The 24,817-nt window shown below is 67.7% G+C and carries 24 protein-coding genes, 1 tRNA gene and 1 pseudogene; 8 read left to right on the top strand and 18 right to left on the bottom strand.

The genetic code is table 11. The annotated features are described in order from the left end of the window. Window positions 1–3: 3 nt before the first annotated feature. The gene (locus GDR74_RS14655; RefSeq protein WP_152586997.1) at window positions 4–804 is read right to left on the bottom strand and encodes an ABC transporter ATP-binding protein; all 801 of its coding nucleotides are present in this window, start codon (window positions 802–804) and stop codon (window positions 4–6) included. After that, window positions 801–2,783 (bottom strand): AMP-dependent synthetase/ligase, encoded by a 1,983-nt coding sequence (locus tag GDR74_RS14660; RefSeq protein WP_152586998.1) that lies wholly within the window; start codon window positions 2,781–2,783, stop codon window positions 801–803. Before GDR74_RS14660 ends, GDR74_RS14655 begins: the two co-directional genes overlap by 4 nt. A gap of 381 nt (window positions 2,784–3,164) precedes the next feature. On the opposite strand from GDR74_RS14660, the gene GDR74_RS14665 reads away from it, so the two are divergent. From GDR74_RS14665 to GDR74_RS14675, 3 genes are read left to right on the top strand one after another with little or no spacing between them, the layout of a single operon-like run. Continuing rightward, window positions 3,165–3,491 (top strand): COG4315 family predicted lipoprotein, encoded by a 327-nt coding sequence (locus tag GDR74_RS14665; RefSeq protein ID WP_246180182.1) that lies wholly within the window; start codon window positions 3,165–3,167, stop codon window positions 3,489–3,491. Between the two features lie 35 nt (window positions 3,492–3,526). After that, window positions 3,527–4,036 (top strand): sigma-70 family RNA polymerase sigma factor, encoded by a 510-nt coding sequence (locus GDR74_RS14670; RefSeq protein WP_152586999.1) that lies wholly within the window; start codon window positions 3,527–3,529, stop codon window positions 4,034–4,036. Then, window positions 4,033–4,815 (top strand): anti-sigma factor family protein, encoded by a 783-nt coding sequence (locus tag GDR74_RS14675; RefSeq protein WP_152587000.1) that lies wholly within the window; start codon window positions 4,033–4,035, stop codon window positions 4,813–4,815. The genes GDR74_RS14670 and GDR74_RS14675 overlap by 4 nt, the downstream gene beginning before the upstream one ends. 28 nt (window positions 4,816–4,843) lie before the next feature. On the opposite strand, the gene GDR74_RS14680 is transcribed toward GDR74_RS14675, so the two are convergent. Genes GDR74_RS14680 through GDR74_RS14700 form a run of 5 tightly spaced genes read right to left on the bottom strand, consistent with a single transcriptional unit; the run spans window position 4,844 to window position 10,817 of the window. Next, window positions 4,844–5,083: a formate dehydrogenase subunit delta gene (locus tag GDR74_RS14680; RefSeq protein WP_152587001.1), complete on the bottom strand. Its 240-nt coding sequence runs from the start codon at window positions 5,081–5,083 to the stop codon at window positions 4,844–4,846. After that, window positions 5,080–5,922: a formate dehydrogenase accessory sulfurtransferase FdhD gene (gene fdhD, locus GDR74_RS14685; RefSeq protein ID WP_152587002.1), complete on the bottom strand. Its 843-nt coding sequence runs from the start codon at window positions 5,920–5,922 to the stop codon at window positions 5,080–5,082. Before fdhD ends, GDR74_RS14680 begins: the two co-directional genes overlap by 4 nt. Beyond that, on the bottom strand, window positions 5,909–8,752 hold the full coding sequence (gene fdhF, locus GDR74_RS14690; protein ID WP_152587003.1) for a formate dehydrogenase subunit alpha: 2,844 nt from the start codon (window positions 8,750–8,752) through the stop codon (window positions 5,909–5,911). The genes fdhD and fdhF overlap by 14 nt, the downstream gene beginning before the upstream one ends. A gap of 11 nt (window positions 8,753–8,763) precedes the next feature. Continuing rightward, window positions 8,764–10,320 (bottom strand): formate dehydrogenase beta subunit, encoded by a 1,557-nt coding sequence (locus GDR74_RS14695; protein WP_152587004.1) that lies wholly within the window; start codon window positions 10,318–10,320, stop codon window positions 8,764–8,766. Further along, on the bottom strand, window positions 10,317–10,817 hold the full coding sequence (locus GDR74_RS14700) for a formate dehydrogenase subunit gamma (protein WP_152587005.1): 501 nt from the start codon (window positions 10,815–10,817) through the stop codon (window positions 10,317–10,319). The genes GDR74_RS14695 and GDR74_RS14700 overlap by 4 nt, the downstream gene beginning before the upstream one ends. Before the next feature lie 248 nt (window positions 10,818–11,065). Between GDR74_RS14700 and GDR74_RS14705 the strand changes: the two genes are divergently transcribed. Further along, window positions 11,066–14,032, top strand: coding sequence for a PAS domain S-box protein (locus GDR74_RS14705; protein ID WP_152587006.1), 2,967 nt, complete (start codon window positions 11,066–11,068; stop codon window positions 14,030–14,032). A 191-nt stretch (window positions 14,033–14,223) separates the two neighbouring features. Here the strand turns inward: GDR74_RS14705 and GDR74_RS14710 are convergent. The 6 genes from GDR74_RS14710 to mnmA form a co-directional block, all read right to left on the bottom strand. Next, window positions 14,224–14,300: transfer RNA gene (locus GDR74_RS14710), tRNA-Met, on the bottom strand. Window positions 14,301–14,567: 267 nt separating this feature from the next. Continuing rightward, window positions 14,568–14,786, bottom strand: a complete 219-nt coding sequence (locus tag GDR74_RS14715) for a hypothetical protein (protein WP_152587007.1) — start codon at window positions 14,784–14,786, stop codon at window positions 14,568–14,570. A 50-nt stretch (window positions 14,787–14,836) separates the two neighbouring features. Beyond that, window positions 14,837–15,055 carry a hypothetical protein gene (locus tag GDR74_RS14720; protein WP_152587008.1) on the bottom strand — a complete coding sequence of 73 codons (219 nt, stop codon included), beginning with the start codon at window positions 15,053–15,055 and terminating at the stop codon, window positions 14,837–14,839. An 89-nt stretch (window positions 15,056–15,144) separates the two neighbouring features. After that, window positions 15,145–15,354 (bottom strand): cold-shock protein, encoded by a 210-nt coding sequence (locus GDR74_RS14725; protein ID WP_152587009.1) that lies wholly within the window; start codon window positions 15,352–15,354, stop codon window positions 15,145–15,147. A gap of 235 nt (window positions 15,355–15,589) precedes the next feature. Then, complete coding sequence (locus tag GDR74_RS14730) at window positions 15,590–16,231, bottom strand: class I SAM-dependent methyltransferase (RefSeq protein WP_152587010.1); 642 nt, start codon at window positions 16,229–16,231, stop codon at window positions 15,590–15,592. A 23-nt stretch (window positions 16,232–16,254) separates the two neighbouring features. Beyond that, on the bottom strand, window positions 16,255–17,409 hold the full coding sequence (mnmA, locus tag GDR74_RS14735; RefSeq protein ID WP_152587011.1) for a tRNA 2-thiouridine(34) synthase MnmA: 1,155 nt from the start codon (window positions 17,407–17,409) through the stop codon (window positions 16,255–16,257). A gap of 236 nt (window positions 17,410–17,645) precedes the next feature. On the opposite strand from mnmA, the gene sciP reads away from it, so the two are divergent. Beyond that, a complete protein-coding gene (gene sciP / locus GDR74_RS14740; protein ID WP_109595385.1) occupies window positions 17,646–17,921 on the top strand; it encodes a CtrA inhibitor SciP in 276 nt (91 codons plus the stop codon). 236 nt (window positions 17,922–18,157) lie between these two features. Then, window positions 18,158–18,352: pseudogene (locus GDR74_RS14745) on the top strand (helix-turn-helix domain-containing protein); the annotation flags it as partial. Between the two features lie 12 nt (window positions 18,353–18,364). Here the strand turns inward: GDR74_RS14745 and GDR74_RS14750 are convergent. Continuing rightward, complete coding sequence (locus tag GDR74_RS14750) at window positions 18,365–19,192, bottom strand: class I SAM-dependent methyltransferase (protein ID WP_152587012.1); 828 nt, start codon at window positions 19,190–19,192, stop codon at window positions 18,365–18,367. A gap of 16 nt (window positions 19,193–19,208) precedes the next feature. Then, the gene (locus GDR74_RS14755; protein WP_152587013.1) at window positions 19,209–20,213 is read right to left on the bottom strand and encodes a lysylphosphatidylglycerol synthase domain-containing protein; all 1,005 of its coding nucleotides are present in this window, start codon (window positions 20,211–20,213) and stop codon (window positions 19,209–19,211) included. 242 nt (window positions 20,214–20,455) lie between these two features. Between GDR74_RS14755 and GDR74_RS14760 the strand changes: the two genes are divergently transcribed. Next, complete coding sequence (locus GDR74_RS14760) at window positions 20,456–21,076, top strand: GNAT family N-acetyltransferase (RefSeq protein ID WP_194164552.1); 621 nt, start codon at window positions 20,456–20,458, stop codon at window positions 21,074–21,076. A 63-nt stretch (window positions 21,077–21,139) separates the two neighbouring features. Here GDR74_RS14760 and fliJ read toward each other — a convergent pair whose 3' ends face one another. Next, complete coding sequence (gene fliJ / locus GDR74_RS14765; protein ID WP_152587014.1) at window positions 21,140–21,538, bottom strand: flagellar export protein FliJ; 399 nt, start codon at window positions 21,536–21,538, stop codon at window positions 21,140–21,142. A 517-nt stretch (window positions 21,539–22,055) separates the two neighbouring features. Here fliJ and ctrA point away from each other — a divergent pair. Continuing rightward, window positions 22,056–22,757 (top strand): response regulator transcription factor CtrA, encoded by a 702-nt coding sequence (gene ctrA / locus GDR74_RS14770; protein ID WP_152587015.1) that lies wholly within the window; start codon window positions 22,056–22,058, stop codon window positions 22,755–22,757. Between the two features lie 413 nt (window positions 22,758–23,170). Here the strand turns inward: ctrA and GDR74_RS14775 are convergent, their stop codons facing one another. Together GDR74_RS14775 and chpT are read right to left on the bottom strand one after the other, a co-directional pair. Continuing rightward, complete coding sequence (locus GDR74_RS14775) at window positions 23,171–24,001, bottom strand: EamA family transporter (protein WP_246180184.1); 831 nt, start codon at window positions 23,999–24,001, stop codon at window positions 23,171–23,173. Window positions 24,002–24,137: 136 nt separating this feature from the next. Further along, window positions 24,138–24,779, bottom strand: a complete 642-nt coding sequence (chpT, locus tag GDR74_RS14780; protein WP_152587017.1) for a histidine phosphotransferase ChpT — start codon at window positions 24,777–24,779, stop codon at window positions 24,138–24,140. Between the last annotated feature and the right edge of the window lie 38 nt (window positions 24,780–24,817).

Consider the following 24,817-nt stretch of genomic DNA (forward strand, 5'->3'; position numbering starts at 1 on the left):
TCCTCAGTGAGCGACGCCGAGATAGGCATCGATGACGCGAGGATCGCCCTTCACCTGGTCCGGCGTGCCGTCGGCGATCTTGCGGCCGTATTCCAGCACGACCACCCGGTCCGAGAGATCCATCACCACGCCCATGTCGTGCTCGATGAGGGCGATGGTGGTCCCGAACTGCTGGTTCACCTCGATGATGAAGCGGGACATGTCCTCCTTCTCCTCGAGGTTCATCCCGGCCATGGGCTCGTCGAGAAGGAGCAGGTCAGGCTCCATGGCCAGGGCACGGCCGAGTTCCACCCGCTTCTGGAGGCCGTAGGGCAGCCGTCCCACCGGCGTGCGGCGAATATGGGGGATCTGGAGGAAATCGATGATGTCCTCGACCACCTTGCGATGGGCGACCTCCTCGCGCATGGCGGGTCCGTGGCGGAACAGCTGCCAGAAGAAACCCGTATTCATCTTGAGCGAGCGCCCGGCCATGATGTTGTCGAGCGTGGACATGCTCTTGAAGAGGGCCACGTTCTGGAACGTGCGGGCGATGCCGCCGCGGGCCGCCTCGTGCGGGCGCATCTTGCGCCGCGTCTCGCCCTTGAAGGTGATGCGCCCTTCGCTCGGATGGTAGAACCCGTTGATGCAGTTGAGCATCGACGTCTTGCCCGCGCCGTTCGGCCCGATGATGGCGCGGATCTCGCCCTTGCGGATGTCGAACGACACCTCGGTCAGCGCTTTCACGCCCCCGAAGCGCAGGGACACGTTCTCGACCGCGAGGAGCACCTCGCCCGCACCTGCCCCCTTCTGCGCGGAAGGACTCATTCCGCCGCCTCCGGGAGCGCAGCGCTTTCCTTATAGGGATGGAGTGTCATGTCGCGCAGCTTGACCCTCGCTGAAATCGTGCCTTTCCGTCCGTCCTCGAACGTCACCTCGGTGGTGACGTCCTTTTCCTGCGATCCGTCGTAGAGAGCCTGGATCAGAGGAGCGTATCGCTCCGCGATGAACCCGCGGCGCACCTTCTGCGTGCGGGTCAGTTCGCCGTCGTCGGCGTCCAGCTCCTTGTGCAGGATCAGGAAGCGCCTGATCTGCGCGCCGCCCATGCGCGGCTCGCCGGCCAGGGAGCGGTTGACCTCGTCCACGTGCCTCTCGATCATGTCGTAGACGAGCGGATGGCCGGCGAGCTCCTGATAGGAGGCATAGGTCACGCCGTTCCGCTCCGCCCAGTTGCTGACGGCGACGAGGTCGATGTTGATGAAGCACCCGACGAAGTCCCGACCGTCGCCGAAGCAGACGGCCTCCTTGATGTTCGGATAGAACTTCAGCTTGTTCTCGATGTACTTGGGCGGGAAGAGCGATCCGTCGCGCAGGCGCCCCACATCCTTGGCGCGGTCGATGATCTTGAGATGGCCCGAAGCATCGAAGAAGCCGGCGTCGCCGGAGCGCACGAAGCCGTCCGGCGTCTTGGTCTCGGCCGTCTTCTCCTCGTCCTTGTAGTAGCCGAGGAACACGCCCGGCGAGCGGTAGAGAACCTCGCCGTTCTCGTCGATCCGGATCTCGACCCGCGGCGCCGGCCGTCCGACGGTGTCGGCATGGATCTCGCCGTCCGGCTGCATGGTGATGTAGACGGAAGCCTCCGTCTGTCCGTAGAGCTGCTTGAGATTGACGCCGATGGACCGGTAGAAGCGGAAAATCTCGGGCCCGATGGCCTCACCCGCCGTGTATCCGACCTTCACGCGCGTCATGCCGTAGCGGTTGCGCAGGGGTGCATAGACGAGAACATTCCCCACGTGCCAGACGAGACGGTCCCACAGGCCGACGCTCGCGTCGCGATTGAGGATGCGCTCGCCGACCTTCGCTGCATGGTCGATGAAGAACTTGAACATGCGCCGCTTCAAGGGCCCCGCATCCTCCATGCGCACCATGGTGAGGGTCAGCATGCTCTCGAAGACGCGCGGCGGCGCGAAGATGTAGGTGGCGCCGATCTCGCGCCTGTCGTCCGCGACAGTTTCGGGGCTTTCCGGACAGTTGACGCAAAGCCCCGACAGGATCGCCTGCGCGTAGGAGAAGATATGGTCGCCCACCCAGGCGATGGGAAGATAGGCGATGATCTCGTCGCTCTCGTCGAGCTTGTCGAAGTTGCAGCCGATCTCCGCCGCCGCGATCACGCTCTCGAACGTCAGCATGACGCCCTTCGGCCGCCCCGTCGTGCCGGAGGTATAGAGAATGATGGCGAGATCGGAGCCCCTGCCCGTTTCCAGCTCTCGCTGAAGCCGGGCCGCCCATTCGGGATCCTTCAGCTTCTCGCGCCCCTGCTCCACCACCGCCTGGATCGCATGAAGGCGGGCATGATCGTAGTCGTGAAGCCCCCGGTCCTCGTCGTAGAGGATGCGCTCGAGCCGCGGCAACTGGGCCGAAACGGAGATCAGCTTGTCGACCTGCTCCTGGTCCTGCACGGCCGCATGGGTCACCTCCGCATGGGCGAGGACATAGGCCATCTCCTCGGCCACCGAATCCGCATAGACAGGAACCGGGGTCGCTCCGATCCACTGCGCGGCCATGATCGTCCAGTAGAGATAGGGACGGTTGTGCCCGACCACGGCGATCTTGCCGCCGCGCCTGAGCCCCAGTTCGAGGAGCCCCGCCGCATAGGCCCTGACGATGTCGTGGACCTCGCCCCAGGTCCAGGATTGCCAGATTCCCAGGTCCTTGTGGCGGAACGCGGTCCTGTGCGGGCGGACGCGTGCGTTGCTGACGATCAGCTTCGGGAACGTGTCCTCGCGCGAGTCAGCGCTCGTCGTCACCGACGCCTCCTCTCCGGGCACGGCGCGAGAGCGGGCGCCGTGTGGCTTCGTTTCCTCTGCGGCGTAGTTTTTCCTACGCACTTGCCGGTTTCATCCGGCTTAGCCCTCAAGGGCCTTCCTTCATGGGGGCATTCTGTATCGCCCCCTCTCTTTCGACAAGGCCCAGCCCGCAGGACGCGACCACTACGATGGGCTAATGCGGCGTTCCGGCCCCGGTCCCTCGCGCCGGGCGGGAGAAATTTTTTGCGCCGCGCGGAATAAAACGCCGGCCGGAGCGTCCATAGGGGCGGTTCATATCGGACCTAAGGGAGAACTGCCGTGATGAAATCAAGAATCCAGACAGCGCTTGTGCTCGGCGTCCTTCTCGGCGCGGGCGTCGCGATGGCTCAGGGAGCGGCGCCGGCGAAGGTCGCGGATACCGCGAAGGGCAAGGCGCTCGTCGACGCGAAGGGCATGACGCTCTACACCTTCGACCGGGACAGCGCCGGGAAGTCCAACTGCAACGGCACCTGCGCGCAGAACTGGCCGCCCCTTCTGGCCGGTGCGAACGCGAAGGCCTCCGGCGACTGGAGTCTGGTGAAGCGCGACGACGGCTCGATGCAGTGGGCCTACAAGGGCAAGCCGCTCTATACCTGGGTCAAGGACACGAAGCCGGGCGACGTCACGGGCGACGGGGTCAACAATATCTGGCACATTGCCGCTCCGTAGGCTCCGAAGCCCGCAAGAGCGCAGAGGCCCCTGTCTTGGATGAGATCGCCGCCCTTCTGGAGCCCCTGATCCCGGGCCTCAGGCGTCACGCCTGGGCGCTCCTGCGGGACGACGAGGCGGCGGACGACCTCGTCCAGGACACCCTGGAACGCGCCATCGGCCGCTGGCATTCCCGGCGGCGGGACGGCGGCCTCAAGGCATGGCTCTACGCCATCCAGCACAACCTGTTCCTCGACCGCCTGCGCCGCCAGAGGCGCCAGGGCGCACAGATCGGCGCGGAGGCGCTCATGGACGTCCCGTCGCCGGACGCCTCGCCGGACGAGCATGCCCGCATGCGCGACATCCTCGCCGCCCTCGACGCCCTGCCGGAGGAGCAGCGCTCGGTCATGCTGCTCGTCAGCGTGGAGGATCTGTCCTACGAAGAGGCCGCGCAGGCCCTCGCCATACCGGTCGGAACGGTCATGTCCCGATTGAGCCGGGCGCGGGAGAAGATGAGGCAGTACCTGGAAACCGGGCGCCCGGCGGCGCTCAGGAGAGTGAAATGACGGTCGAGCGCCCGATCGGCGAGGACGATCTCCAGGCCTATGTGGACGGTTCCCTGTCGTCGGAACGCAGGGCGGCCGTGGAGAGCTATCTCGCCGGGCACGGGGAGGCGCAGGCCCGCATCGCCGACTACATCAGGCAGCGCGACGCGCTGCGCCGGCGGCTGAGCGCCAAGGCGAGCGAGCCGATTCCCTCGCGCCTGAGGGTCGCCCATCTCGCCGCGGGCCGCCGACGCCCCGCCCGGGCGGGCTTTGCCATGGCCGCCGCGGCGGCCGGACTCCTCGCAGGCTCGGTCCTCGGAGCCGCCGGACATGCCTGGCTGACGCGGGGAGGCGGACCGGAAGCCCCCGCCATCCCGGCCGTGGCCCAGGACGCGATCACGGCCTATCGGACCTTCGTGGTCGAGACCGCCCACCCGGTGGAGGTGGGGGCGAACCAGGAGGCGCATCTGGTCCAGTGGCTCTCCCGGCGGCTCGGCAAGCCGATCCGGGCTCCGGACCTGACGGCGCAGGGCTTCCGCCTCATCGGCGGCCGGCTGCTTCCTGCCGAGGCCGCGCCGGCGGCCCTCTTCATGTACGAGGACGCGTCCGGAAAACGCCTGACGCTCTACGCCCGCCCCGGCAGCGGCGACGGGCCGTCGGCATTCCGGTTCGAGGCGCAGGGCGACGTATCCGCCTTCTTCTGGATCGACCGGGATCTCTCCTACGTGGTGGCGGGACGCACGGACCGGGAGAAGCTGCTGTCCGTCGCCGAGGCGGTCTACCGGCAGACCGGAGGGTAGAGGAGCGGGCCCGGCTCAGATCGGCCTCTCATCGGGCCGCGCTCTCCACCCGGTCGGCGGCTGCCCGGAGTATGGCCAGCGCCTTCGCCACGAGCGGGTCGAACCCCTCGCCTCCCCTGTCCGCGTGATCGAGGACGTCCTGGCGCATCCGCGGCGTCCAGAAGGCCAAGAGGTGATCGCGAACGCCCGCGACGGCCTGCTCTTCAGGGTAGGAGCGGAAGAACTCCGCGACCTGGTTCGCCATGCGGATCAGCTTTTCGGTGCTCATGCGGGGACGTCCCGTGCGAGAATGCGGTCGATGCCGTGGAAGACGGTCATGGAATCGTGGCGGGCGATGGCGACGAGGGTGATGTCGTGGATCCGTGCCCGGGCCAGCGCGAGGGAGGTGGGAGCCGAGATCGCGACGATCGTCCTGGCGCCGAAGGCCGCCACCTTCTCCACGAGTTCGAAGGAGCAGCGGCTCGTCACGACGACGAAGCCGTCCTGGGGCCGGGCATTCTCGCGGCAGAGGGCCCCGATCAGCTTGTCGAGCGCGTTGTGCCGTCCCACGTCCTCGCGGACGAGGAGCAGGTCGCCCGCGAGGCTCGCCCACGCCGCCGCATGGACGGCGCGCGTCCGCTCGTTGAGCGGCTGCCGGCCTTCGAGCGCGGCGAGGGCGCGACGCACGGCCGAGACGGGCAGAACCGGGGCGCTCCCGGCCGGCGGGCGGGGCTTCGGCAGCGCGTCGAAATCGTCGATCCCGCACAATCCGCAGCCCGTGCGTCCCGCAAGGGCTCTCCTGCGGGCGAGGTGCGCGTGAAGCCGCTGCGCCGACAGGTCGATGAGGAGCCTGAGCCCCCGCTCCTCCTTCTCCATGCGGATCGAGACGATGTCGCCCGCGCTTTCAATGATGCCCTCGGTGAGGCTGAACCCGACGGCGAAATCCTCCAGGTCCGCGGGGCTCGCCATCATCACCGCGAAGGGAATGCCCGCATAGACGATGCTGACCGGCTCCTCGACGGCGAGCTCACGGTGCGTGGAAGCGGGCTCTCCGCCGTCGTAGGGGAAAACCGTGGCGGCCTCGTCCGCAGCGACATCCGGCACCGGAGCGAGATCACTCCGCCGCATCGAGGCGCGTCTCGATGCGCGTGAGGGTGCGGTTCTCCTCCTGGAACCGTTCCTGCCAGTCGGACAGGCTGTTCGTGCGCCGCACCTGAACCGCCGTGACCTTGTATTCGGGACAGTTGGTCGCCCAGTCCGAATAGTCGGTCGTCACGACGTTGGCTCCCGTCTTCGCGTGGTGGAAGGTCGTGTAGACCACGCCGGGCTGCATCCGTTCGCTGATGGCGGCGCGCAGGGTGACGGCTCCGGAGCGGCTTTCCAGCGATACCAGATCGCCGTCGCGAATGCCGCGGCTCTCCGCATCGAAGGGATGGATCTCGAGCACGTCCTCCTCGTGCCAGCGATTGTTGTCCGTGCGACGCGTCTGCGCTCCGACGTTGTATTGCGTCAGGATGCGGCCGGTCGTGAGGATCAGCGGGAAGCGTGGCCCCGTGCGCTCCTGCGTCGGAACGAACTCGGTCAGCATGAACCTGCCTTTGCCGCGCACGAAACGATCTACGTGCATGACCGGCGTGCCGGAGGGAGCGGCCTCGTTGCAGGGCCACTGGACCGAGCCAAGCCGCTCCAGCTTCTCGTAAGAGACGCCCGCGAATGTCGGCGTCAGACGCGCGATCTCGTCCATGATCTCGCTGGGGTGGGAATAGTGCATCGGGTAGCCGAGCGCGTTCGAGAGCGCCATCGTCACCTCCCAGTCCGCCATGCCGGCCAAGGGCGCCATGACCCTCCGGACGCGGTTGATCCGCCGTTCCGCATTGGTGAAGGTCCCATCCTTTTCGAGGAAGGAGGAGCCCGGCAGGAAGACATGGGCATACTTCGCCGTCTCGTTCAGGAAGATGTCCTGAACGACGACGCATTCCATGGCCCTCAGCCCCGCCGTGACATGCTGCGTGTCGGGATCGGACTGCGCGATGTCCTCGCCCTGGATGTAGATGCCCTTGAAGCGCCCCTCGACGGCCTCGTCCACCATGTTGGGGATCCTGAGCCCCGGCTCGCTCTGGAGCGGCAGGCCCCAGAGCGCCTCGAACATCTGGCGGGTGGCGTCGTCGGATACGTGCCGGTAGCCGGAAAACTCGTGCGGGAACGAACCCATGTCGCAGGAGCCCTGCACGTTGTTCTGACCGCGCAAGGGATTCACGCCGACTCCGACGCGGCCGAGATTGCCGGTCGCCATCGCGATGTTGGCCATGCCCATGACCATGGTGGAGCCCTGGCTGTGCTCCGTTACCCCGAGCCCGTAGTAGATCGCCGCGTTTCCGCCCGTCGCGTAGAGGCGCGCGGCGCCGCGCACCTGGTCCGCCGGCACGCCGGTCAGGTGCTCCACCGCCTCCGGGGAGTGCCGGTCCTCGGCGATGAAGCGGGCCCAGGACTCGAAATCCGCGAGATCGCAGCGCTCGCGGACATAGGCCTCGTTCACGAGGCCCTCCGTCACGATGACGTGACCCAGCGCGTTGATCAACGCAACGTTCGTGCCCGGAAGGAGCTGAAGGTGATAGTCGGCCGCCACGTGCGGCGACCGGACGAGATCGATCCGGCGCGGGTCGATCACGATCAGGCGCGCTCCCTTGCGCAGCCGCCGCTTCATCCTCGAGGCGAATACCGGATGACCGTCCGTCGGATTGGCGCCGATCACCACGATCACGTCCGCATGGTCGACCGACGCGAAGTCCTGCGTCCCGGCGGAGGTGCCGAGGGTCGTCTTCAGCCCGTAGCCCGTCGGGGAATGGCAGACGCGGGCGCAGGTGTCCACGTTGTTGTTTCCGAAGGCAGCGCGCACCAGCTTCTGGACGAGGAACGTCTCCTCGTTGGTGCAGCGGGACGAGGTGATGCCGCCGACGGCATCGCGGCCGTAACGGGCCTGAATGCGCCTGAACTCGCGGGCCGCATGGCCGATCGCCTCCTCCCACGAGACGACGCGCCAGGGATCCGTGATCCTCTCGCGGATCATGGGCTTCGTGATGCGGTCCTTGTGGGTCGCGTATCCCCAGGCGAAGCGCCCCTTGACGCAGGAATGGCCTTCGTTGGCCTTGCCGTCCTTGTAGGGCACCATGCGAACTACGGTGTCGCCCTTCATCTCCGCCTTGAAGGAGCAGCCGACGCCGCAATAGGCGCAGGTGGTGACGACCGAATGCTCGGGCTTGCCCAGCGCGATGACGGTGTTCTCGTTCAGGCTCGCCGTGGGACAGGCCTGTACGCAGGCACCGCAGGACACACATTCCGAACCGAAGAAATCCATTCCCCCGGGCGACACGCGGGAATCGAACCCCCTGCCCTGAATCGTCAGGGCGAAGGTTCCCTGCACCTCCTCGCAGGCCCGCACGCAGCGCGAGCACACGATGCACTTGGAATCCTCGAACGTGAAATAGGGGTTGGACGTGTCCGACGGAGCATCGAGATGGTTGGCGCCGCCGTAGCCGTAGCGGACCTCCCGCAGCCCCACGTCGCCCGCCATGTCCTGGAGCTCGCAGTCGCCGTTGGCCGAGCAGGTGAGGCAGTCGAGGGGATGGTCGGAGATGTAGAGCTCCATCACGCCCCGGCGCAGCTCCGCCAGTCGCGGCGTCTGGGTGCGGACCACCATGCCCTCCGCCACCGGCGTGGTGCACGAGGCGGGCGTCCCGCGGCGGCCCTCGATCTCGACGAGGCAGAGCCGGCAGGAGCCGAACGCCTCGAGCGTGTCGGTCGCGCAGAGCCGCGGGATCTTCGTGCCCATGGCCATGGCGGCGGCCATGACGGAGGTTCCGGCCGGCACCGTCACGGCCTGGCCGTCGATGGTGAGGGTCACGGTCGCCTCCGCCTTCGGGAAGGGCGTTCCGTAGTCGGTTTCCTGGATCAGGGCCATCGAACCGCTCCTCATTCGGCTGCCGCGGGAAGCGGCGGAGCCTTGTCGAAATCGTCGGGGAAATGGGTCAGGGCGCTTTGCACGGGCACGGGCGTGAGGCCGCCCATGGCGCAGAGCGAGGCGTCCGTCATGAGCCGGCACAGGTCGTCGAGAAGGGCGAAGTTCCTCTCGCGCTCCGTCCCGGCGATGATCCTGTCCATGATCTCGACGCCCCGGACGGCGCCGATCCGGCACGGCGTGCATTTTCCGCAGCTTTCCGCCGCGCAGAACGCGAAGGCGAACCGCGCCTGCTGCGCCAGATCGACCGTGTCGTCGAAGACGACGATGCCGCCATGCCCGAGCATGCCTTTCGCTTCCGCGAGAGCCTCGTAGTCGTAGGGCAGGTCCAGCATGGATTCCGGAAAATAGGCCCCCAGGGGCCCGCCCACCTGCACCGCCTTCACCGGCCGGCCGGTCGCCGTGCCGCCCCCGAAGCCGTGGACCAGTTCGCGCAGGGTCGTCCCGAAGCCGATCTCGACGAGTCCGGCGTGCCGGATGTTGCCGGCGAGCTGCACCGGCATGGTGCCGCGGGACTGCCCCATGCCGAAACCGGCATAGGCCTGCGCCCCGTGCGCCAGGATCCACGGCACGGCGGCGAAGGAGAGCACGTTGTTGACGACCGTGGGCTTTCCGAAGAGCCCCTTGAGAGCCGGCAGGGGCGGCTTGGCGCGCACGACCCCGCGCCGGCCCTCCAGGCTTTCCAGCAGAGCGGTTTCCTCGCCGCAGATATAGGCGCCGGCGCCGAGCCGCGTCTCCAGGGTGAAGGCCCGTCCCGAGCCGCGGACGGACGGGCCGAGATATCCGGCCTGCGCCGCAAGCGCGATGGCGCGGTTCACGGTGCGATGGGCGTGAGGATACTCGGAGCGGATATAGATGAAGCCCTTCGTCGCGCCCACCGCGAGACCGGCGATGATCATGCCCTCGATGAGACAGAAGGGATCGCCCTCCATCAGCATCCGGTCGGCATAGGTGCCGCTGTCCCCCTCGTCGGCGTTGCAGACGACATACTTCTGGTCCGCTTCGAGGTGGAGAACCGTGTCCCACTTGATCCCGGCCGGGAAGCCGGCACCGCCGCGCCCGCGCAGACCGGACTCCCTCACCTCGGCGACGATGCCCGAGGGCCCGAGCGCGAGCGCCCTGTCTAGACCCTGGAAGCCTCCATGGGTCAGGTAGTCGTCCAGCGACAGGGGATCGACGAGGCCGCACCGGGCGAAGGTCAGGCGGGACTGGCGGGCGAGGAAGGGATGGTCCTCCAGGCGGCCGAGCCTGCGGGGATGGGGCGCCCCCTGGAGGAAGCCCGCCTCGAAGAGGCCCGGGATGTCGGCGGCCTCGAGCGGTCCGTAGGCGATCCGGCCCTCGGCCGTTTCCACCTCGACGAGCGGCTCGAGCCAGAACATCCCTCGCGAGCCGGTCCTGACCGTGTCGAGGGCCAGCCCGCGCCGCGCTGCCTCCTCGGCGAGAAGGCGGCCGATCCGCTCGGCGCCGACCGCCAGGGAGGCCGCATCCCTGGAAAGGAAGATCCGGGTCATGGTCCCCGCGCCTCCCCCAGCGCGTCCTGCCGCGCGTCCCGGGCAAGGGCGTCCAACCTGGCCGCGTCGAGCCGCCCGACCGGCTCTCCGTCATAGAGGGCGGACGGGGAGCAGGCGCACAGCCCGAGGCAGTAGACGCCCTCGACCGTCAGGCTGCCGTCCCGCGTCGTGCCGCCCCAGGAGACGCCTTGCCGGCGCAGGAAGTCGCTCGCCAGCGCCGCCCCGCCCATGGACTGGCAGGCCTCCGCCCGGCAGATCTTGAGGACGTGGCGCCCGGGCGGCGTGCGCCGGAAGTCGTGATAGAACGTCACGATCCCGTGAACCTCCGCCCTCGACAGGTTGAGAGCGGATGCGACGAGGGGGATCGCCTCCTCGGGAACGCACCCGAACGCCTCCTGGAGCGCATGAAGGACAGGCAGAGCAGCGCCGTCGAGCGCAGCATGGGCTGCCACGATCTCGCCGGCGCGGGCCTCGTCCCACGGAACGGGTACGGACATGGTCTTCCCTGGAAATGTTCCACTCCTCGAAGAGTGATCCACTTCCGTCGATCCCGCAAGAAATCCATCGCCCGGATCTGCCAGGCATGGCCGAAAAGACCGCTCCGGCCAAGTTTCCGTCGCGTCGGAGGCGGCTCCAAAGCTGCTCCGGAGCTCTTGCCAATGCCGGAGCCGACCCATAGTTATCTCCCGCCTTGTCCCTCGTTCCAGACGCCAGTGCATCGATCTTGACAATCCCCACATCCGACATGGCGGACGCAACCGACCTCGCCTTTCTGGACGACAGCGAGATGGGCCGGCTCACCCGGAACTATGACTGGTCCCGGACTTCGCTCGGGCCGATCTCGAGGTGGCCGCAGAGCCTGAAGACCGCGGTCGGCATTCTCCTGCGTTCGCCGGTTCCCATCGTCCTGCTGTGGGGGCCGGACGGCGTGATGATCTACAATGACGCCTATTCGGGCTTCGCAGGCGGTCGGCACCCGGCCCTGTTCGGCTCGAAGGTGCGCGAGGGCTGGCCCGAGGTCGCCGACTTCAACGACAACGTCATGAAGGTCGGCCTGAGCGGCGGCACCCTGTCCTATCGCGACCAGGAACTCACGCTCTACCGCAGGGGCGTTCCCGAGCAGGTCTGGATGAACCTGGACTACAGCCCCGTCCTCGACGAGAGCGGCCGGCCGGCGGGCGTGCTCGCCATCGTGGTGGAGACCACGGAGCGCGTGCTGGCCCAGCAGGCGCTCGCGAAGACGAAGGAGCGCCTGTCCTATGCCCTCAATGCCGCGGGCATGGTCGGCACCTTCGACTGGCACGTCCAGACCGACACCTTCTACTCGGATGCCCGCTTCGCGGCGCTGTTCTCGGTCGATCCGGAAAAGGGCGAGACCGGCGCGCCGATCGCCGCTTACTTCGCGGGAATCCACCCCGGCGACCGGGAGAGGATCGGCGAAGCCGTCAATCGCACCCTGGAGACGGGAGAAAAGTACGCGCAGGAGTATCGCCTCCTGCAACGGGACGGCACCGTGCGCTGGATCGATGCACGCGGCGAGTGCCTCTTCGACGACGACGGCAAGCCGCTGCGCTTCCTCGGCACCGTGGTCGACATCACCGAGCGCAAGCGAATCGAGGAGCAGCTTGCCGAGACCACGCGCCGGCTCGACGCGATCCTGAACAACACGACGATGGCGGTATTCATGATGGATGACCGCCAGCAATGCGTCTACATGAACAAGGCGGCCGAATCCTTGACCGGCTACACCCTCGCCGAGACGCAGGGCCGCCCCCTCCACGACGTGGTCCATCACACGCGGCCGGACGGCACGCCCTATCCGCTGTGCGAATGCCCGATCGACCGCGCTCTTCCCGAGAACAACCAGGAGCAGGGCGAGGAGATCTTCGTCCACAAGGACGGCAGCTTCTATCCCGTGGCCTTCACCGCGAGCCCGATCCGCGACGGAACGGGGCGGCCCATCGGCACCGTCATCGAAGCGCGCAACATCGAGCAGGAGCTTCGGGCCCGGGCGGCGCTCGAAGCCTTCAACGCCACCCTGGAGCAGCGGGTGGCGGAGGCGATCGCCGAACGGGACAAGGTCGAGGCCCTGCTCCGCCAGTCGCAGAAGATGGAGGCGCTGGGCCAACTGACCGGCGGCGTGGCGCACGACTTCAACAACCTGCTCCAAGTGATCAGCGGCAACCTGCAGCTTCTGGCCAGGGACGTCGCCGGCAACGAGCGCGCCGAGACGCGGGTGCAGAACGCGCTGGCCGGCGTGTCGCGCGGGTCGAAGCTGGCCTCCCAGCTCCTCGCTTTCGGCCGCCGCCAGCCGCTCGAGCCGAAGGTCGTGAACATCGGGCGCTTCATCAAGGGCATGGGCGACATGCTGCGCCGGGCGCTGGGCGAGGAGATCGAGATCGAGACGGTCATCTCCGGCGGGCTCTGGAACACCCAGGTCGATCCGGGCCAGATCGAGAACGCCATCCTGAACCTGGCGATCAACGCGCGCGATGCCATGGACGGGCGGGGCCGCCTGACCATCGAAGCCGGCAACGCCCTCCTCGACGACCGGTACGCCCTCCAGCACGACGTGGCGGCGGGCCAGTACGTGATGCTGGCCGTCACCGATACCGGCTGCGGGATGCCGCCCGAGATCCTGGAGCGGGTGTTCGACCCCTTCTTCAGCACCAAGCCGGAAGGCAAGGGCACGGGCCTGGGCCTTTCGATGGTCTACGGCTTCGTCAGGCAGTCCGGCGGACACATCAAGATCTACAGCGAGGTCGGCCAGGGCACGACGGTGAAGATCTACCTGCCCAGGGTGCACGACTGCGAGGACGTGCTGACCGATCTTCGCACCACGCCCGTGCGGGGCGGAACCGAGACCATCCTGGTCGTGGAGGACGACGAGGACGTGCGCGAGACGGCGGTCGCCCTGCTGTCGGACTTGGGATATCGGGTGCTCAAGGCCCGCGATGCCACGAGCGCGCTCACCATCATCGAGAGCGGGATCGACATCGACCTGCTGTTCACCGACGTGGTCATGCCCGGCCCCATGCGCAGCCCGGAGCTGGCGCGCAAGGCGCGCGCCCGTCTGCCGCACATCGCCGTGCTGTTCACCTCGGGATACACCGAGAACGCGATCGTGCACGGCGGCCGGCTCGATCCCGGAGTGGAGCTCCTGCCCAAGCCGTATTCCCGCGAAGACCTGGCACGGAAGATCCGGCATGTGCTGGCCAACCAGCAGCAGCGCAACCGGGCCGCGTCGTTGCCGTCGCGGGCGGAAGCCCCGTCGCATGCCCAAACGCCCGCGGCCGAGGTCGTCAACGTCACGAGCTGGACCGTTCTGCTCGTCGAGGACGACGAGCTGATCCGAAGCAGCACGGCCGAGATGCTGGCCGAACTCGGCCATACGGTGCTTCAGGCCGCGGGCGCGACGTCAGCGTTGAAGGCTCTGGAAAGCAATCCGGTCGACATCCTGGTGACGGATATCGGCCTTCCCGATCTCCCGGGCGGCGAGCTGGCCCGGCGCGCCCTGGCAGCCCGGCCCGGCCTGGGAATCGTCTTCGCGACCGGGGACGAGGCGGTCTCGGCCGGGCAGGACCTGGAGAAGGCCGTCCTGCTGGTGAAGCCCTACGCCATCCAGGACCTCGCCCAGGCTCTGGCCTCGGCGGCCTCCGCCCCCCCTTCGGACAAGGCGGAGCCGTCCTCCGCCCGGAGCGCAAGCCAATAGCTTTCCGGCACCGTTGCGAACGCGCGCCGAACCCCCATTGGCGGCTTGAGAACGCCCTCCAGCCGGAGAGTGCCGTTTTTTTCACGTAGAGGACGGGGCTCTCGCGCTTCCCAATGTCGGCATCGTGCCACAAACGGACGCCCGCGGCCGAGAGGCTGCGCTTTCGAAGAATTCGATTGTCTTGCTGGGTTTGGTAGCGGAGGAGGGATTTGAACCCCCGACACAAGGATTATGATTCCTCTGCTCTGACCAACTGAGCTACTCCGCCCCAGGAACGGGGATGACCCCGCGTCAGACAGGCGCGATATAGGGAAGGTTGGAGGCGCCTGTCAAGGAAGAGTGTGAGCCGGCGGGCATATTCCTTGCGAGGTTCCGGGCCGCAGTCCCGCATCGGACGCCGAGGGGCGTCGGCGACGGGGTTCCGACGGGGCCCTTGCCCGTCCGCCCTGCGGCGAGGGCGGCCCCCGTCCCACGGGCCCGAAGCCGGGATCCGTTGCGGATGCCATGCGGCGCGGTCGTAGGCGCCTCGCCGGAATCAGCCCTTCGGCTTCACGCGCCAGAGCTGGAACCCTTCGGCGGAGATCGCCTGCTCGATGGTCCGGCGGGAGAAGTTGTGCGGCGGCGACTGACGGGCCAGCAGGGTCCCGGTCAGGCCCCAGGGGCCGAACTTGGCCGGCAGCTTGCTGCCGCTCTCGTCGCCCGCGAAGGCGTGCAGGTCGCCCCGGCTCTGGGAGGCGAACATGAAGATGCGCATGGGATCGGCCTTCTCTTCTGAAAGGATCGAGGTGCCCTGTAAACTAGGGCTCAGATCTCGGAAGTCAGCTCAATCGCCTGCGCGGGAAGCCCGAAACGATAGGCGAGATGCCATTGCAGCTCGCGCGACGATTGATAGGGATAGTAACGGTCGAGCAGGTGGCTGACCTCCCGCTCGCTTCCTGCCTCCCTGGCCCAGATCCGGGACAGGGTGAAGCCGGCCGTCCAATGGTTCTGGCCGACGGGCGTAGGGATGAAGTGGAATTGCATGTAAGTCCGTTTTCTTGATGTTCGTTGAGGCGCGGCAGGCCTTGCGGGCCTCCCGCACCGGAGGTGGGGCTCTCGTCCCGTCGCGGATCTCACGCGGACTGGAGGTTCCCGGCCGATTGCTTGCCGGTCCGGCGGTCGGTCTCGATCTCGAAGCTGACCTTCTGGCCCTCGACGAGGCCGCGCATGCCGGCGCGCTCGAGCGCCGTGGCATGGACGAAGACGTCCTTGCCGCCGTTGTTCGGCTGGATGAAGCCGTAGCCCTTGTGTTCGTTATAGAATTTGACAGTTCCCTGAAGCATTTCAGTTCTCGCGTGAAAGAGGAGTATGCAGGCAGCGCCAGAGCGCAACCCGTCGGTATTTCGATTTTTGGGGAGAAGACTGAACGCGCGTCTCGAAAACGCGACGAGGCCCAGAGATCCGGCCAAACAACGAAGGACTTTATATAAGGGACAACGGTCCAAATGGCAAGCGAAGCCCCTGGAGGGGCCCCAGGGAGCGGCACTTGCCTGGCTCCGGCGGCGGCGCGGGCCGGCTTCAGGCCCGCTTGCGGATGCGCATGAGCTTGAAGAACCCTGCCGGGAAGAGCGGCTTCAGCTCCACGACATCCATGGAGCCGGTGGAGCGCGCCCAGGCCTCCACGCGGGCCGCCTTGAAGGCCGAGCTCCAGCCGATGGCCTTGGCGAGGGGCGACGCCAGCTCCTCCAGGACAGCGATGGGTCCGGAGGGCTGGCCGAAGTGGTTGGCGAGGACGATTTCCCCGCCGGGCCGGAGCACCCGGGCGAACTCGGAGAGGGCGACCTCCGGCTCCGGCACCAGGGTGATGATGAACTGTGCCGTGACCGCGTCGAACGTCTCGTTCGGGAAGCCGAGCCGGGTCACGTCCATGACCTGGAGGCTCTTCACATGGGCGAGGCCCCGCTTCTCCACCTTCTCCTGCGCACGACGCAGCATGTCCTCCGACAGGTCGACCCCGTAGACCTCCGCATGGGCCGGGTAGTAGCCCAGGGACAGCCCCGTCCCGACCCCCGCCTCGAGAACGCGCGGGCCGCAGGCCACGGCCGCATTCACGGCGGCCCGGGCGGCGGGCTCGGTCAGCTTGTCGTAGACGAGGTCGTAGATCGGGGCCCAACGCGCATAAGCCTTGCGCATCAGGGCCGTGGTGGGTCCATCCGTCATGGAGCGTCCTTCAGTGGAAGCCTTCAGGCCGCAGCGGGAGCGACCTCGGCTGTCGTGCGAGCGATGGTGCCCCCGCCCAGCACGCGTGCCCGGGGAGCATCGCTCTCATAGATGACACAAGCTTGACCGGGAGACACCCCATCTTCCGCCGATAACAGCTCCACAACGGCCCCGGTTCCATCAGCCCGCAGGACCGCGGGCCGGGGCTCGCGGGTGGAGCGCACCCGCACCGCCACGTCCATCCCCTCCTCGCCCAGGCTTTCGAGCGGCACGTCGCCGAGCCAGTTCACGTCCGCGATGCGGATCAGCCGGGTCGCCAGGGCCTCCCGAGGGCCGACCACCACCCGCGCCGCGTCGGCCTCGAGGCGCACCACGTAGAGGGGCTCCCCGGTGGAGATGCCGAGGCCCTTTCGCTGGCCCACCGTGTAGTGGATGATCCCCTCGTGACGGCCGAGAACCCGGCCGTCCACATGGACGATCTCGCCGCCCCGCACGGCGCCGGGCTTGAGGCGCTCGATCACGTCGCTGTAGCGCCCCTGGGTGACGAAGCAGATGTCCTGGCTGTCCGCCTTCGCCGCGACCGCGAGGCCGAACTCACGGGCGAGGGCCCGCGTCTGCTCCTTCGGCATTTCGCCCAGGGGAAACCGCAGCATGCTCAGCTGCTCGGGCGTCGTCGCATAGAGGAAGTAGCTCTGGTCCCGCTCGGGATCGGCCGCCCGATGGAGGGCGCGGCGCCCGTCGGGAAGGGCCCGGCTCGCCACATAGTGGCCCGTGGCGAGGATGTCCGCGCCAAGCTCCTTGGCCGTTTCCAGAAGGTCGCGGAACTTGATGGAGCGGTTGCATTCCACACAGGGAATCGGCGTCTCACCCGCGAGATAGCTCTGCGTGAAGCGGTCGATCACCGCCTCGCGGAAGCGGGCCTCGTAGTCGAGCACGTAGTGCGGAATGCCGATAGTCTCCGCGACCCGGCGCGCGTCGTAGATGTCCTGGCCCGCGCAGCACGCGCCCTTGCGGTGGGCGGCGGCCCCGTGATCGTAGAGCTGGAGCGTGATGCCCAGCACGTCGTAGCCCTCCCGCTTGAGGAGGGCGGCGACGACGGAGGAGTCCACGCCTCCGGACATGGCGACCACGACGCGCGTCTTCGACGGCTCGCGGGGAAGATCGAGAGAATTGAGCATCGTTCCATCCCGAGGCGCCGTTCAAGGCGGCGCACGGAGGGGCCAAAGCTCCTCTATAGCGTTTGGGCGGCCGATCTTCCAGACCGCCGGAAGGCCCGAAACGTCACGCCCCGTTAACCCTTGAGGCCGAAATGGGGCGCCGCGGGCCCGGCCCCGGCCCGCTTAGGAAAACATTAAGCGGCTTCGCCTAACGTCGGTCGCGACAAGGTCGTTGAATATTTTTGTGTGAGCGTATCATGACCGAACCCCACCGCCCGAGGGTCAAGTATGTCATCGGGCCCGACGGCAGCCCCCTGACGATTGCCGATCTTCCGCCTTCGAGCACCCGCCGCTGGGTCATCCGCCGCAAGGCGGAGGTCGTCGCGGCGGTCCGCGGCGGCCTTCTCAGCCTGGAGGAGGCCTGCCAGCGCTACACGCTGACGACGGAGGAGTTCCTGAGCTGGCAGCTCTCCATCGACCAGCACGGGCTCGCGGGCCTGCGCACCACGCGCATCCAGCACTACCGGCAGTAAGCCCGGGCGCGCTTTTGCGGAGGGCGCGGCTCCGCCGGGGCCGCGCCTTTTCCATGTGCGCTTTATCGTTAAGGCTTTGCTAACCATCGCCGGACAATTGTCCTCCAGGCCCCTTGCATGGACAGGTCCGTTTCGTGACGCAAAGCTTCGCCTTCACCTCCTCCCCCGCTCCCCTGCCGCCGGCCGCCGACCCGGCGCCGGACGAGAGGAGCCCAGGGGCCGGGCGGGTCATCCGGATCGGCCAGACCGTGGCGGACGTGGAGCGGCACCTCATCCTCGATACCCTGGACTACTGCCGGGGCAACCGGACCCATGCCGCGCGGATCCTCGGCATCTCCATCCGCACCCTGCGCAACAAGCTGAACGAATATGCGGAAGCGGGTTTCGCGGTGCCCGAGCCGGGCCAGGCCAGAGGTGGCGGCGCCTGCTGAGGCCCCTCGGGATCAGCGCTTGCGCAGCCAGAGGCTCGTCTCCAGGGCCCCGCGCTTCAGGGGCAGGTCCGAAAGGAGCCCGGCCCCGCGCTCTCCCAGCATCGCCTTGGCCACGAAATGGCTCGAGAACACGAGATCGTAGGCGCCGCCCTGGAGAAGGCCCCCCACCAGAAGCTGCTCGTTGTAGCCCCGCCATTGCCATTCCCGGGGGTAGGCATCCGGCAGCACAATGTCGTGCACATGGACCAGAACGCCGCCGGCAAGGCGCGGCAGCACGTCCAGGAACAGCCGGTCCACGTCGGTCCCGGGCATGGCGATGTGGCTGGAATCGATGAACAGGATGTCGCCGGCCTCCAAGGTCTCGAAGGGCCGCGGACCCGCATCGCGCAGCAGCATGGCCAGGTGCGTCACGTCGAGCTTCGCAAGGGAGGCGCGGGGGGCGGGATCGATGCACGTGATCCGGGTCGAAAGCCACCCGTCCCGGACGGCCTGGGCCATGAACCGGGTCGAGTGGCCCGAACCGATCTCGACGATCCGCCGCGGTCGGGCGCCCCGCACGATCGCATAGGCCGCCGCGGCGTCCAGGCGGGGGAACCAGTCCTGGTCGAACCGCGCCGGCCCCCTCCCCCCGGCGATGAGGCGCAGCTCCTCGGCGTGGGACTCGATGGCCTCGAGGACCTCCGCGAAGCGCGGCCGGGCCGCCTCGAAGAGCGGGCGGAGCGCCGGGTATCCGGCTGCCGAGACGCTCCCGGCATAGCGGTAGGGGATGAAGAAGCCCCGCGGCTTCCCGCCGAGAAGGGTCGAAAGGCCGTAGCCGAGGCGTCGCCAGAAAGCCCGCATGGAAACCCGCAGGCGATCAGACCAGGGGCGACGGAGGCAGCGGCGGGCCGTCCCCGGGCTGCCCGCGCCCGCGCCAGGCCTGCGCCAGGCGCGCCCGCTCGAACAGGAGGACGACGATCAGCGAGAGGGCGAAGGGGATCAGCAGGTAGAACACGCGGAACACGATCAGCGCCGCCAGAACGTCGGGCTTCGGAATGTCCGGCATGGCGGTGAGGAAGACGAGCTCGAACACTCCGAGCCCCCCGGGCGCGTGGCTGACCAGGGCTGCCGAGAAGGAGGCGAGGAACACCGCCAGCACGACCACGAAGCTCGGTTCGAGATGGGAGGGGAGGACGAAGAAGATGATGCCCGCCGCGCCCAGGAGCTCGAGAGGCGCCGCCAGCAGCTGACGCCACAGGATCGCCGGGCGGGGATATTCCAGCTTGGCCTTGCGGACGACCAGCGGCGGCAGGTGCAGGATCGAGCCGGCCACATAGAGGACGACGAAGGCGAGGAGGACGAAGCCGACGATCCGCGCCGTGGCGGGGTTGGTCAGGACGCTGGGCAGAAGGTCCTCGAGACGGTGCAGGAGCGTCGGATCGAGGGTGAGCACGACGCCGCCGAGGAGGATGGTGCCCAGGCCGAACGTGAAGGAGCAGAGGGCGACCAGCACGGCGATCTGGGCGGCGCTCAGGCCCTTCGAGGAATAGGCCCGGTAACGGACCACCGCGCCCGAGAAGACCGAGGCGCCGATGTTGTGGGACAGGGCATAGGTCGTGAACGACGTGACCGAGACGAAGAACCACGAGATGTGCCGCACGCCCAGGTGGAGCAGCGCGATGCGGTCGTACCAGGCCAGGGCGCCGTAGGCGACGAGGGTCGAGAGGGCGGCCAGGAGATAGCGGTGCGGCGGCACCGCCTTGAGGCTCTCCCAGACGTCGTCGAGGGAAAGCCCGCGGAGCTCACGGTAGAGGAGCCAACCCGACACGCCAACCGCCAGCAGCCCGATCACGGGCCAGACGAACTCACGCACATTTTTCATCGAGGCGGACGGCTCCTTCGCACTTACCCCTGTGTGCCCTACAAGCCCTTGCCCCGCAAGGGGGAAGTCGGCGGCGGCAGGCGGAGATTCACGCAAAGGCAGCCGCCTGTCGGCGGAAGCGGTCGCCGGCCGGTACCCGGCATCGAGAGAACGCCGGAAGATCCCCTCCCCATTGCCCTTGCGCGGCCGGCGTGACACAGGAGGCGGGAAGGACCTCGCCTCAGGAGACGGAGACCGGCCCGATGGAAAATCCTTCCTCGGTTGCGCTGAACCTGAACGGCTATACCGATCTGCCGGATGGGAAGATCGCGTCCGTCGTGACCTATCTGCACATGCGCCGCCCTCCCGACCTGCCGCGCCCCGAGGCACCGCCCGGCCTCACCCTGGAGCGGATCCGCAGCGATGCGGCGCGCTACCGCGCGCTCTTCCGGCGCATCGGGGAACCGTGGCTCTGGTTCAGCCGGGCGGCAATGCCGGAGGAGGAACTGGAGGCGATCCTCGCCGACCCGCGGGTCGAGGTCGACGTCCTGAGGGACGGCGATGCCGATATCGGACTTCTCGAACTCGATTTCCGCCACGACAGCGAAGCGGAACTCGCCTTCCTCGGCCTTGTCCCGGAGACCATCGGCAGGGGCGCCGGACGCTTCCTGATCCAGGAGGCGGTTCGCCGGGCCTTCGGGAAGCCCGTCGAAAGGCTCTTCGTCCACACCTGCTCCCTCGACCACCCGGACGCCCTCGCCTTCTACCGGCGCGCCGGCTTCGTTCCCTACAAGAGAGCGATCGAGGTGGCGGACGATCCGCGCCTGACCGGGCGCCTTCCCCCGCAGGCGGGAGCGCATGTGCCGGTCCTGGGAAAGCTCTGACCGGAAACGCGAAAGGCGCGCCCTTCTCGAGGCGCGCCCTCAGAAACGTTAAGACAGCTCTTGCTATGCCGAGGCGCGCATGGCACGCGGCTGCGCGGCCTGGACGGCGACGGCCTCCCGCGCCGGATCGCCGCGCTCGCGGTCCTCGAGGCTTTCGGCGCGCTTCAGATTCTCGAAGGCTTCGCCGAGCTCCGCCTTCGCGTCGTCGAGCTGGGCATGAAGATTCTGAACCGACTGGCGAAGATTGTCGCGCCGCTGCGCCGCCGCGCGGGCATAGGTCGGATAGGCGAAGTGGTTCGGATCGGAGATCCCGGCCTTCTGCTCCTCCGCGGCGATCTCGCGATCGAGTTCCGCCGCCATGCGGTCGAACTCGGCGATCATCATCTCGATCTGCGCAACCTTCCGACGCTTCTCGTCGACCTGAAAGCGCTTGAGGCGGATGAGCGTATCCCGCGACTTCATCTTGATTCAACTCCACACGTCGCTGTTTCCCATGCCCGTGCAGATCGCTCAGTTATCCGCCGGGTGCGATTTACCATCCGACACGGAAGTTGAACTTTCCTTACCGCGCCCGTGGAAATCCCCGCGAAAGGTTGCCGTGCGATGAGTCACGCTGGCACCGATCTATCCACAGGCGAGGACCGTCAACCTTTCGTTTACCGAACGCGTTAACACTGGATCCGTCTTGGCGGCATCCTTGGTGGGGTGCCGCCGACCGGGACGCAAATTCCCGGAAAGCAAAGGGTTTCGATCTTGCGGCACGGGTTCGGATGGTTGTGCGAAATCCACAGGGCAGAGGCCTGCGACGGCAGGGCGGGAGGCTCAAGTCGTTAAGCGCTTGCCTGTCTGAATCAGGGTTTGTTAACCATTCTGAACTAGCGTTGCGAATCGGTTCAAGAGGGCATCCGCCACAGGCCCTGTGGCGGATGGGCAGCCACCGGCTGGTCAGTGGCCCAAGGGCAAGGGCTGGGGAATAAACATGCGCGTACTTCTCATCGAAGACGACAGCGCAACTGCGCAAAGCATCGAGCTGATGCTGAAGTCCGAGAACTTCAACGTCTATGCGACGGATCTCGGCGAAGAGGGCGTCGACCTCGGCAAGCTCTACGACTACGACATCATCCTTCTCGACCTGAATCTCCCCGACATGTCGGGCTACGAAGTGCTGCGCACCCTGCGCGTGGCGAAGGTCAAGACGCCGATCCTGATCCTCTCCGGGATGGCCGGCACCGACGACAAGGTGAAGGGCCTCGGCTTCGGCGCCGACGACTACCTGACGAAGCCGTTCCACAAGGACGAACTCGTCGCCCGCATCCACGCGATCGTGCGCCGCTCCAAGGGACATGCGCAGTCGGTCATCACCACCGGCGACCTGGTGGTCAACCTCGACACGAAGACCGTCGAGGTGGGCGGCGCCCGCGTGCACCTGACGGGCAAGGAATACCAGATGCTGGAACTCCTCTCCCTGCGGAAGGGCACCACCCTGACGAAGGAGATGTTCCTCAACCATCTCTACGGCGGAATGGACGAGCCGGAGCTGAAGATCATCGACGTCTTCATCTGCAAGCTGCGCAAGAAGCTCGCCAACGCCTCTCAAGGCAAGAACTACATCGAGACGGTCTGGGGGCGCGGCTACGTGCTGCGCGAGCCGAGCGAATCGGACGAGCGGATCGCCGTCTGACGGAGATCCCCCACCCTTGCAAAGCCCGGCCGAACGCCGGGCTTTTCTTCTTGAAGCTTCCAGGCGCGGACGCGGAATCGGGCGTCGCACGCAAGGATGCGGCATCGCGGAACCCGGCGCATCGCCACGGATTCGAACGCGCGTCCGGTGCTTCGGAATGGGAGGGCTGCCTTCGGACGGAGTAGCCCGACGGGATTCCTCCTCGCATCCTGGCAGTTCTCGGCCGCCCTGTCCGCCGCCTTCATCCGCACCGGAATCGTCCTGCTCGCGCTCGGCGCGATCCGGACCGGGGCGCGGCAGCGGCAGGGATGGAATGCGATCCCGGCGAGCGCCGCCTGTCGGCGTGGAACGGAACCGGCGTCGCGCCGGTCGCCGCGGGCGCCATTCTGGTCGCGTTCCGGGGATGGAGCGCCTCACAGGCGCATGAGGACGACGCCGCAGGCGATGGCGACGGCCGCCGCGATGCGCCCCGCGCCCGCGGATTCCTTGAGGAAGAGGACCGCGAACGCCACCGCGAACAGGACGCTCGTCTCGCGCAGCGCCGCGACGAGGGCGATGGGAGCGCGGGTGAAGGCCCAGACCGCGATCCAGTAGGAAGCCAGCGACATGGCGCCCGCCGCCAGACCCGCGCGCCAGGCGGGAACGAGCTGCGCGACGATGCCCACGCCGCGCCGGGAAACGGCGTAAAGGCATGTGAGAAGCCCGTCCACGATGGACAGGGCGACGATGAAGCCGGAGGGCGTCCCGGAGATCCTGGCGCCGATCCCGTCGACGAGGGTGTATCCCGCCGTGCAGGCCGCCGTCGCGAGCGCGAAGGCGAAGGCCTTCGGCGGCATCCGCCCGACGGCGCCGCCGCGCAGCGACATCAGGCACACGCCGCATCCGATGAGCAGGATCGACAGGAGCTTCGTGACGGTCGCCGCTTCTCCGAGGAAGATCGCGCTCACGATGGCGACGACGAGCGGGGCCGTGCCGCGCGCCAGCGGATAGACCTGCGAGAGGTCTCCATGCTCGTAGGCGCGGATGAGCGTGAGCTTGTAGACGGTATGGATCGCCGCCGAGGCGAGGATCCACGGCCACGATGCAATGGCCGGAACCGGAACGAACGGCAGCAGCGCGAGGCAGATCAGCGCCGAGAACAGCGCCAGCAGCACGACGGAGGAAAACCGGTCGAGGCCGACCTTCACGACCACGTTCCAGCCTGCATGCATGGCGGCCGCCAGCAGCACGGCGGCGAAGACCATCGGCTCCACGTCGTCCCTCCCCAGGACTTCACGCGACCTGGCGGCGGCCTGGCTCCGCCGCAGGTATCCGAAGGCGGAGGCCCTCTGCGTGCGGCTTGCGGAAGAGGCCGGAAAACGTCGCTTCCGCCTTCGGCGCCTATGCCGACGTCGCCCGCAGCGTGACCTCGTCCCCGTCGATGGCGAAGGCGACGTTCATGCCGCAGGCACGGGCGACCAGGCCCGCGTAGTAGATCTGGATTCCGTGGGCATCCACGGTGCCGGTCTCCGACTCGCCCGCGAGCAGCGCCTCGGCATGGGCGGGGATGCGCGCGTTCAGCCCCTTCGAGCGGATGATGAACTCGCATTTCTCCGCGTCGCCCGAGACGCTCGCCGCGATCGACCCGCCGCGCGGGATGGCGTTGATGGCGATCATGATCAAGTTCAGCAGCAGCTTGACGCGGTTCTTCGGGAACAGCAGCCGCGGCGCGGACCATGCGAAGGAGATCTTGTCGTCCTGGAACAGCCCGCGCGCGACCTGCTCGGCGTCGCCGAGGTCGATGGACGCCCCGGCGGAGCCCGCGGCCCCGAAGGCGAGACGGGCGAACTGGAGGCGGGCCGAGGCCTGCTTGGCGCTCTTCTCGATGAGTTCCAGGGCGAATTCGCGCATGGAGGGATCGTTGTCGTCCTCGAGCACCTCGAGACCGTTCACGATGGCCCCGACGGGGGAGATGACGTCGTGGCACACCCGCGAACACAGGAGGGCGGCGAGATCGAGGGAATCGAGAGAAATCGTGGCCATGAGGGCTCCGGAATGACCGTCGGCTCGGTCCAAGGCTT

The organism is Microvirga thermotolerans, from assembly GCF_009363855.1.
Classification (GTDB): Bacteria; Pseudomonadota; Alphaproteobacteria; order Rhizobiales; family Beijerinckiaceae; genus Microvirga; species Microvirga thermotolerans.

Excerpts from the sequence above, each read along its gene's own strand:
- chpT (WP_152587017.1), bottom strand. The coding sequence starts at position 24,779 with ATGGCCACGATTTCTCTCGATTCCCTCGATCTCGCCGCCCTCCTGTGT.
- GDR74_RS14730 (WP_152587010.1), bottom strand. The coding sequence starts at position 16,231 with ATGACGGATGGACCCACCACGGCCCTGATGCGCAAGGCTTATGCGCGT.
- GDR74_RS14760 (WP_194164552.1), top strand. The coding sequence starts at position 20,456 with ATGGAAAATCCTTCCTCGGTTGCGCTGAACCTGAACGGCTATACCGAT.
- fliJ (WP_152587014.1), bottom strand. The coding sequence starts at position 21,538 with ATGAAGTCGCGGGATACGCTCATCCGCCTCAAGCGCTTTCAGGTCGAC.
- GDR74_RS14720 (WP_152587008.1), bottom strand. The coding sequence starts at position 15,055 with ATGCAATTCCACTTCATCCCTACGCCCGTCGGCCAGAACCATTGGACG.
- sciP (WP_109595385.1), top strand. The coding sequence starts at position 17,646 with ATGACCGAACCCCACCGCCCGAGGGTCAAGTATGTCATCGGGCCCGAC.
- fdhD (WP_152587002.1), bottom strand. The coding sequence starts at position 5,922 with ATGCGGCGGAGTGATCTCGCTCCGGTGCCGGATGTCGCTGCGGACGAG.
- GDR74_RS14675 (WP_152587000.1), top strand. The coding sequence starts at position 4,033 with ATGACGGTCGAGCGCCCGATCGGCGAGGACGATCTCCAGGCCTATGTG.
- GDR74_RS14755 (WP_152587013.1), bottom strand. The coding sequence starts at position 20,213 with ATGAAAAATGTGCGTGAGTTCGTCTGGCCCGTGATCGGGCTGCTGGCG.
- GDR74_RS14775 (WP_246180184.1), bottom strand. The coding sequence starts at position 24,001 with ATGGTCTTCGCCGCCGTGCTGCTGGCGGCCGCCATGCATGCAGGCTGG.
- fdhF (WP_152587003.1), bottom strand. The coding sequence starts at position 8,752 with ATGGCCCTGATCCAGGAAACCGACTACGGAACGCCCTTCCCGAAGGCG.
- GDR74_RS14665 (WP_246180182.1), top strand. The coding sequence starts at position 3,165 with ATGGCTCAGGGAGCGGCGCCGGCGAAGGTCGCGGATACCGCGAAGGGC.
- GDR74_RS14695 (WP_152587004.1), bottom strand. The coding sequence starts at position 10,320 with ATGACCCGGATCTTCCTTTCCAGGGATGCGGCCTCCCTGGCGGTCGGC.
- GDR74_RS14705 (WP_152587006.1), top strand. The coding sequence starts at position 11,066 with ATGGCGGACGCAACCGACCTCGCCTTTCTGGACGACAGCGAGATGGGC.
- GDR74_RS14750 (WP_152587012.1), bottom strand. The coding sequence starts at position 19,192 with ATGCGGGCTTTCTGGCGACGCCTCGGCTACGGCCTTTCGACCCTTCTC.
- GDR74_RS14655 (WP_152586997.1), bottom strand. The coding sequence starts at position 804 with ATGAGTCCTTCCGCGCAGAAGGGGGCAGGTGCGGGCGAGGTGCTCCTC.
- ctrA (WP_152587015.1), top strand. The coding sequence starts at position 22,056 with ATGCGCGTACTTCTCATCGAAGACGACAGCGCAACTGCGCAAAGCATC.
- mnmA (WP_152587011.1), bottom strand. The coding sequence starts at position 17,409 with ATGCTCAATTCTCTCGATCTTCCCCGCGAGCCGTCGAAGACGCGCGTC.
- GDR74_RS14700 (WP_152587005.1), bottom strand. The coding sequence starts at position 10,817 with ATGTCCGTACCCGTTCCGTGGGACGAGGCCCGCGCCGGCGAGATCGTG.
- GDR74_RS14680 (WP_152587001.1), bottom strand. The coding sequence starts at position 5,083 with ATGAGCACCGAAAAGCTGATCCGCATGGCGAACCAGGTCGCGGAGTTC.
- GDR74_RS14725 (WP_152587009.1), bottom strand. The coding sequence starts at position 15,354 with ATGCTTCAGGGAACTGTCAAATTCTATAACGAACACAAGGGCTACGGC.
- GDR74_RS14715 (WP_152587007.1), bottom strand. The coding sequence starts at position 14,786 with ATGCGCATCTTCATGTTCGCCTCCCAGAGCCGGGGCGACCTGCACGCC.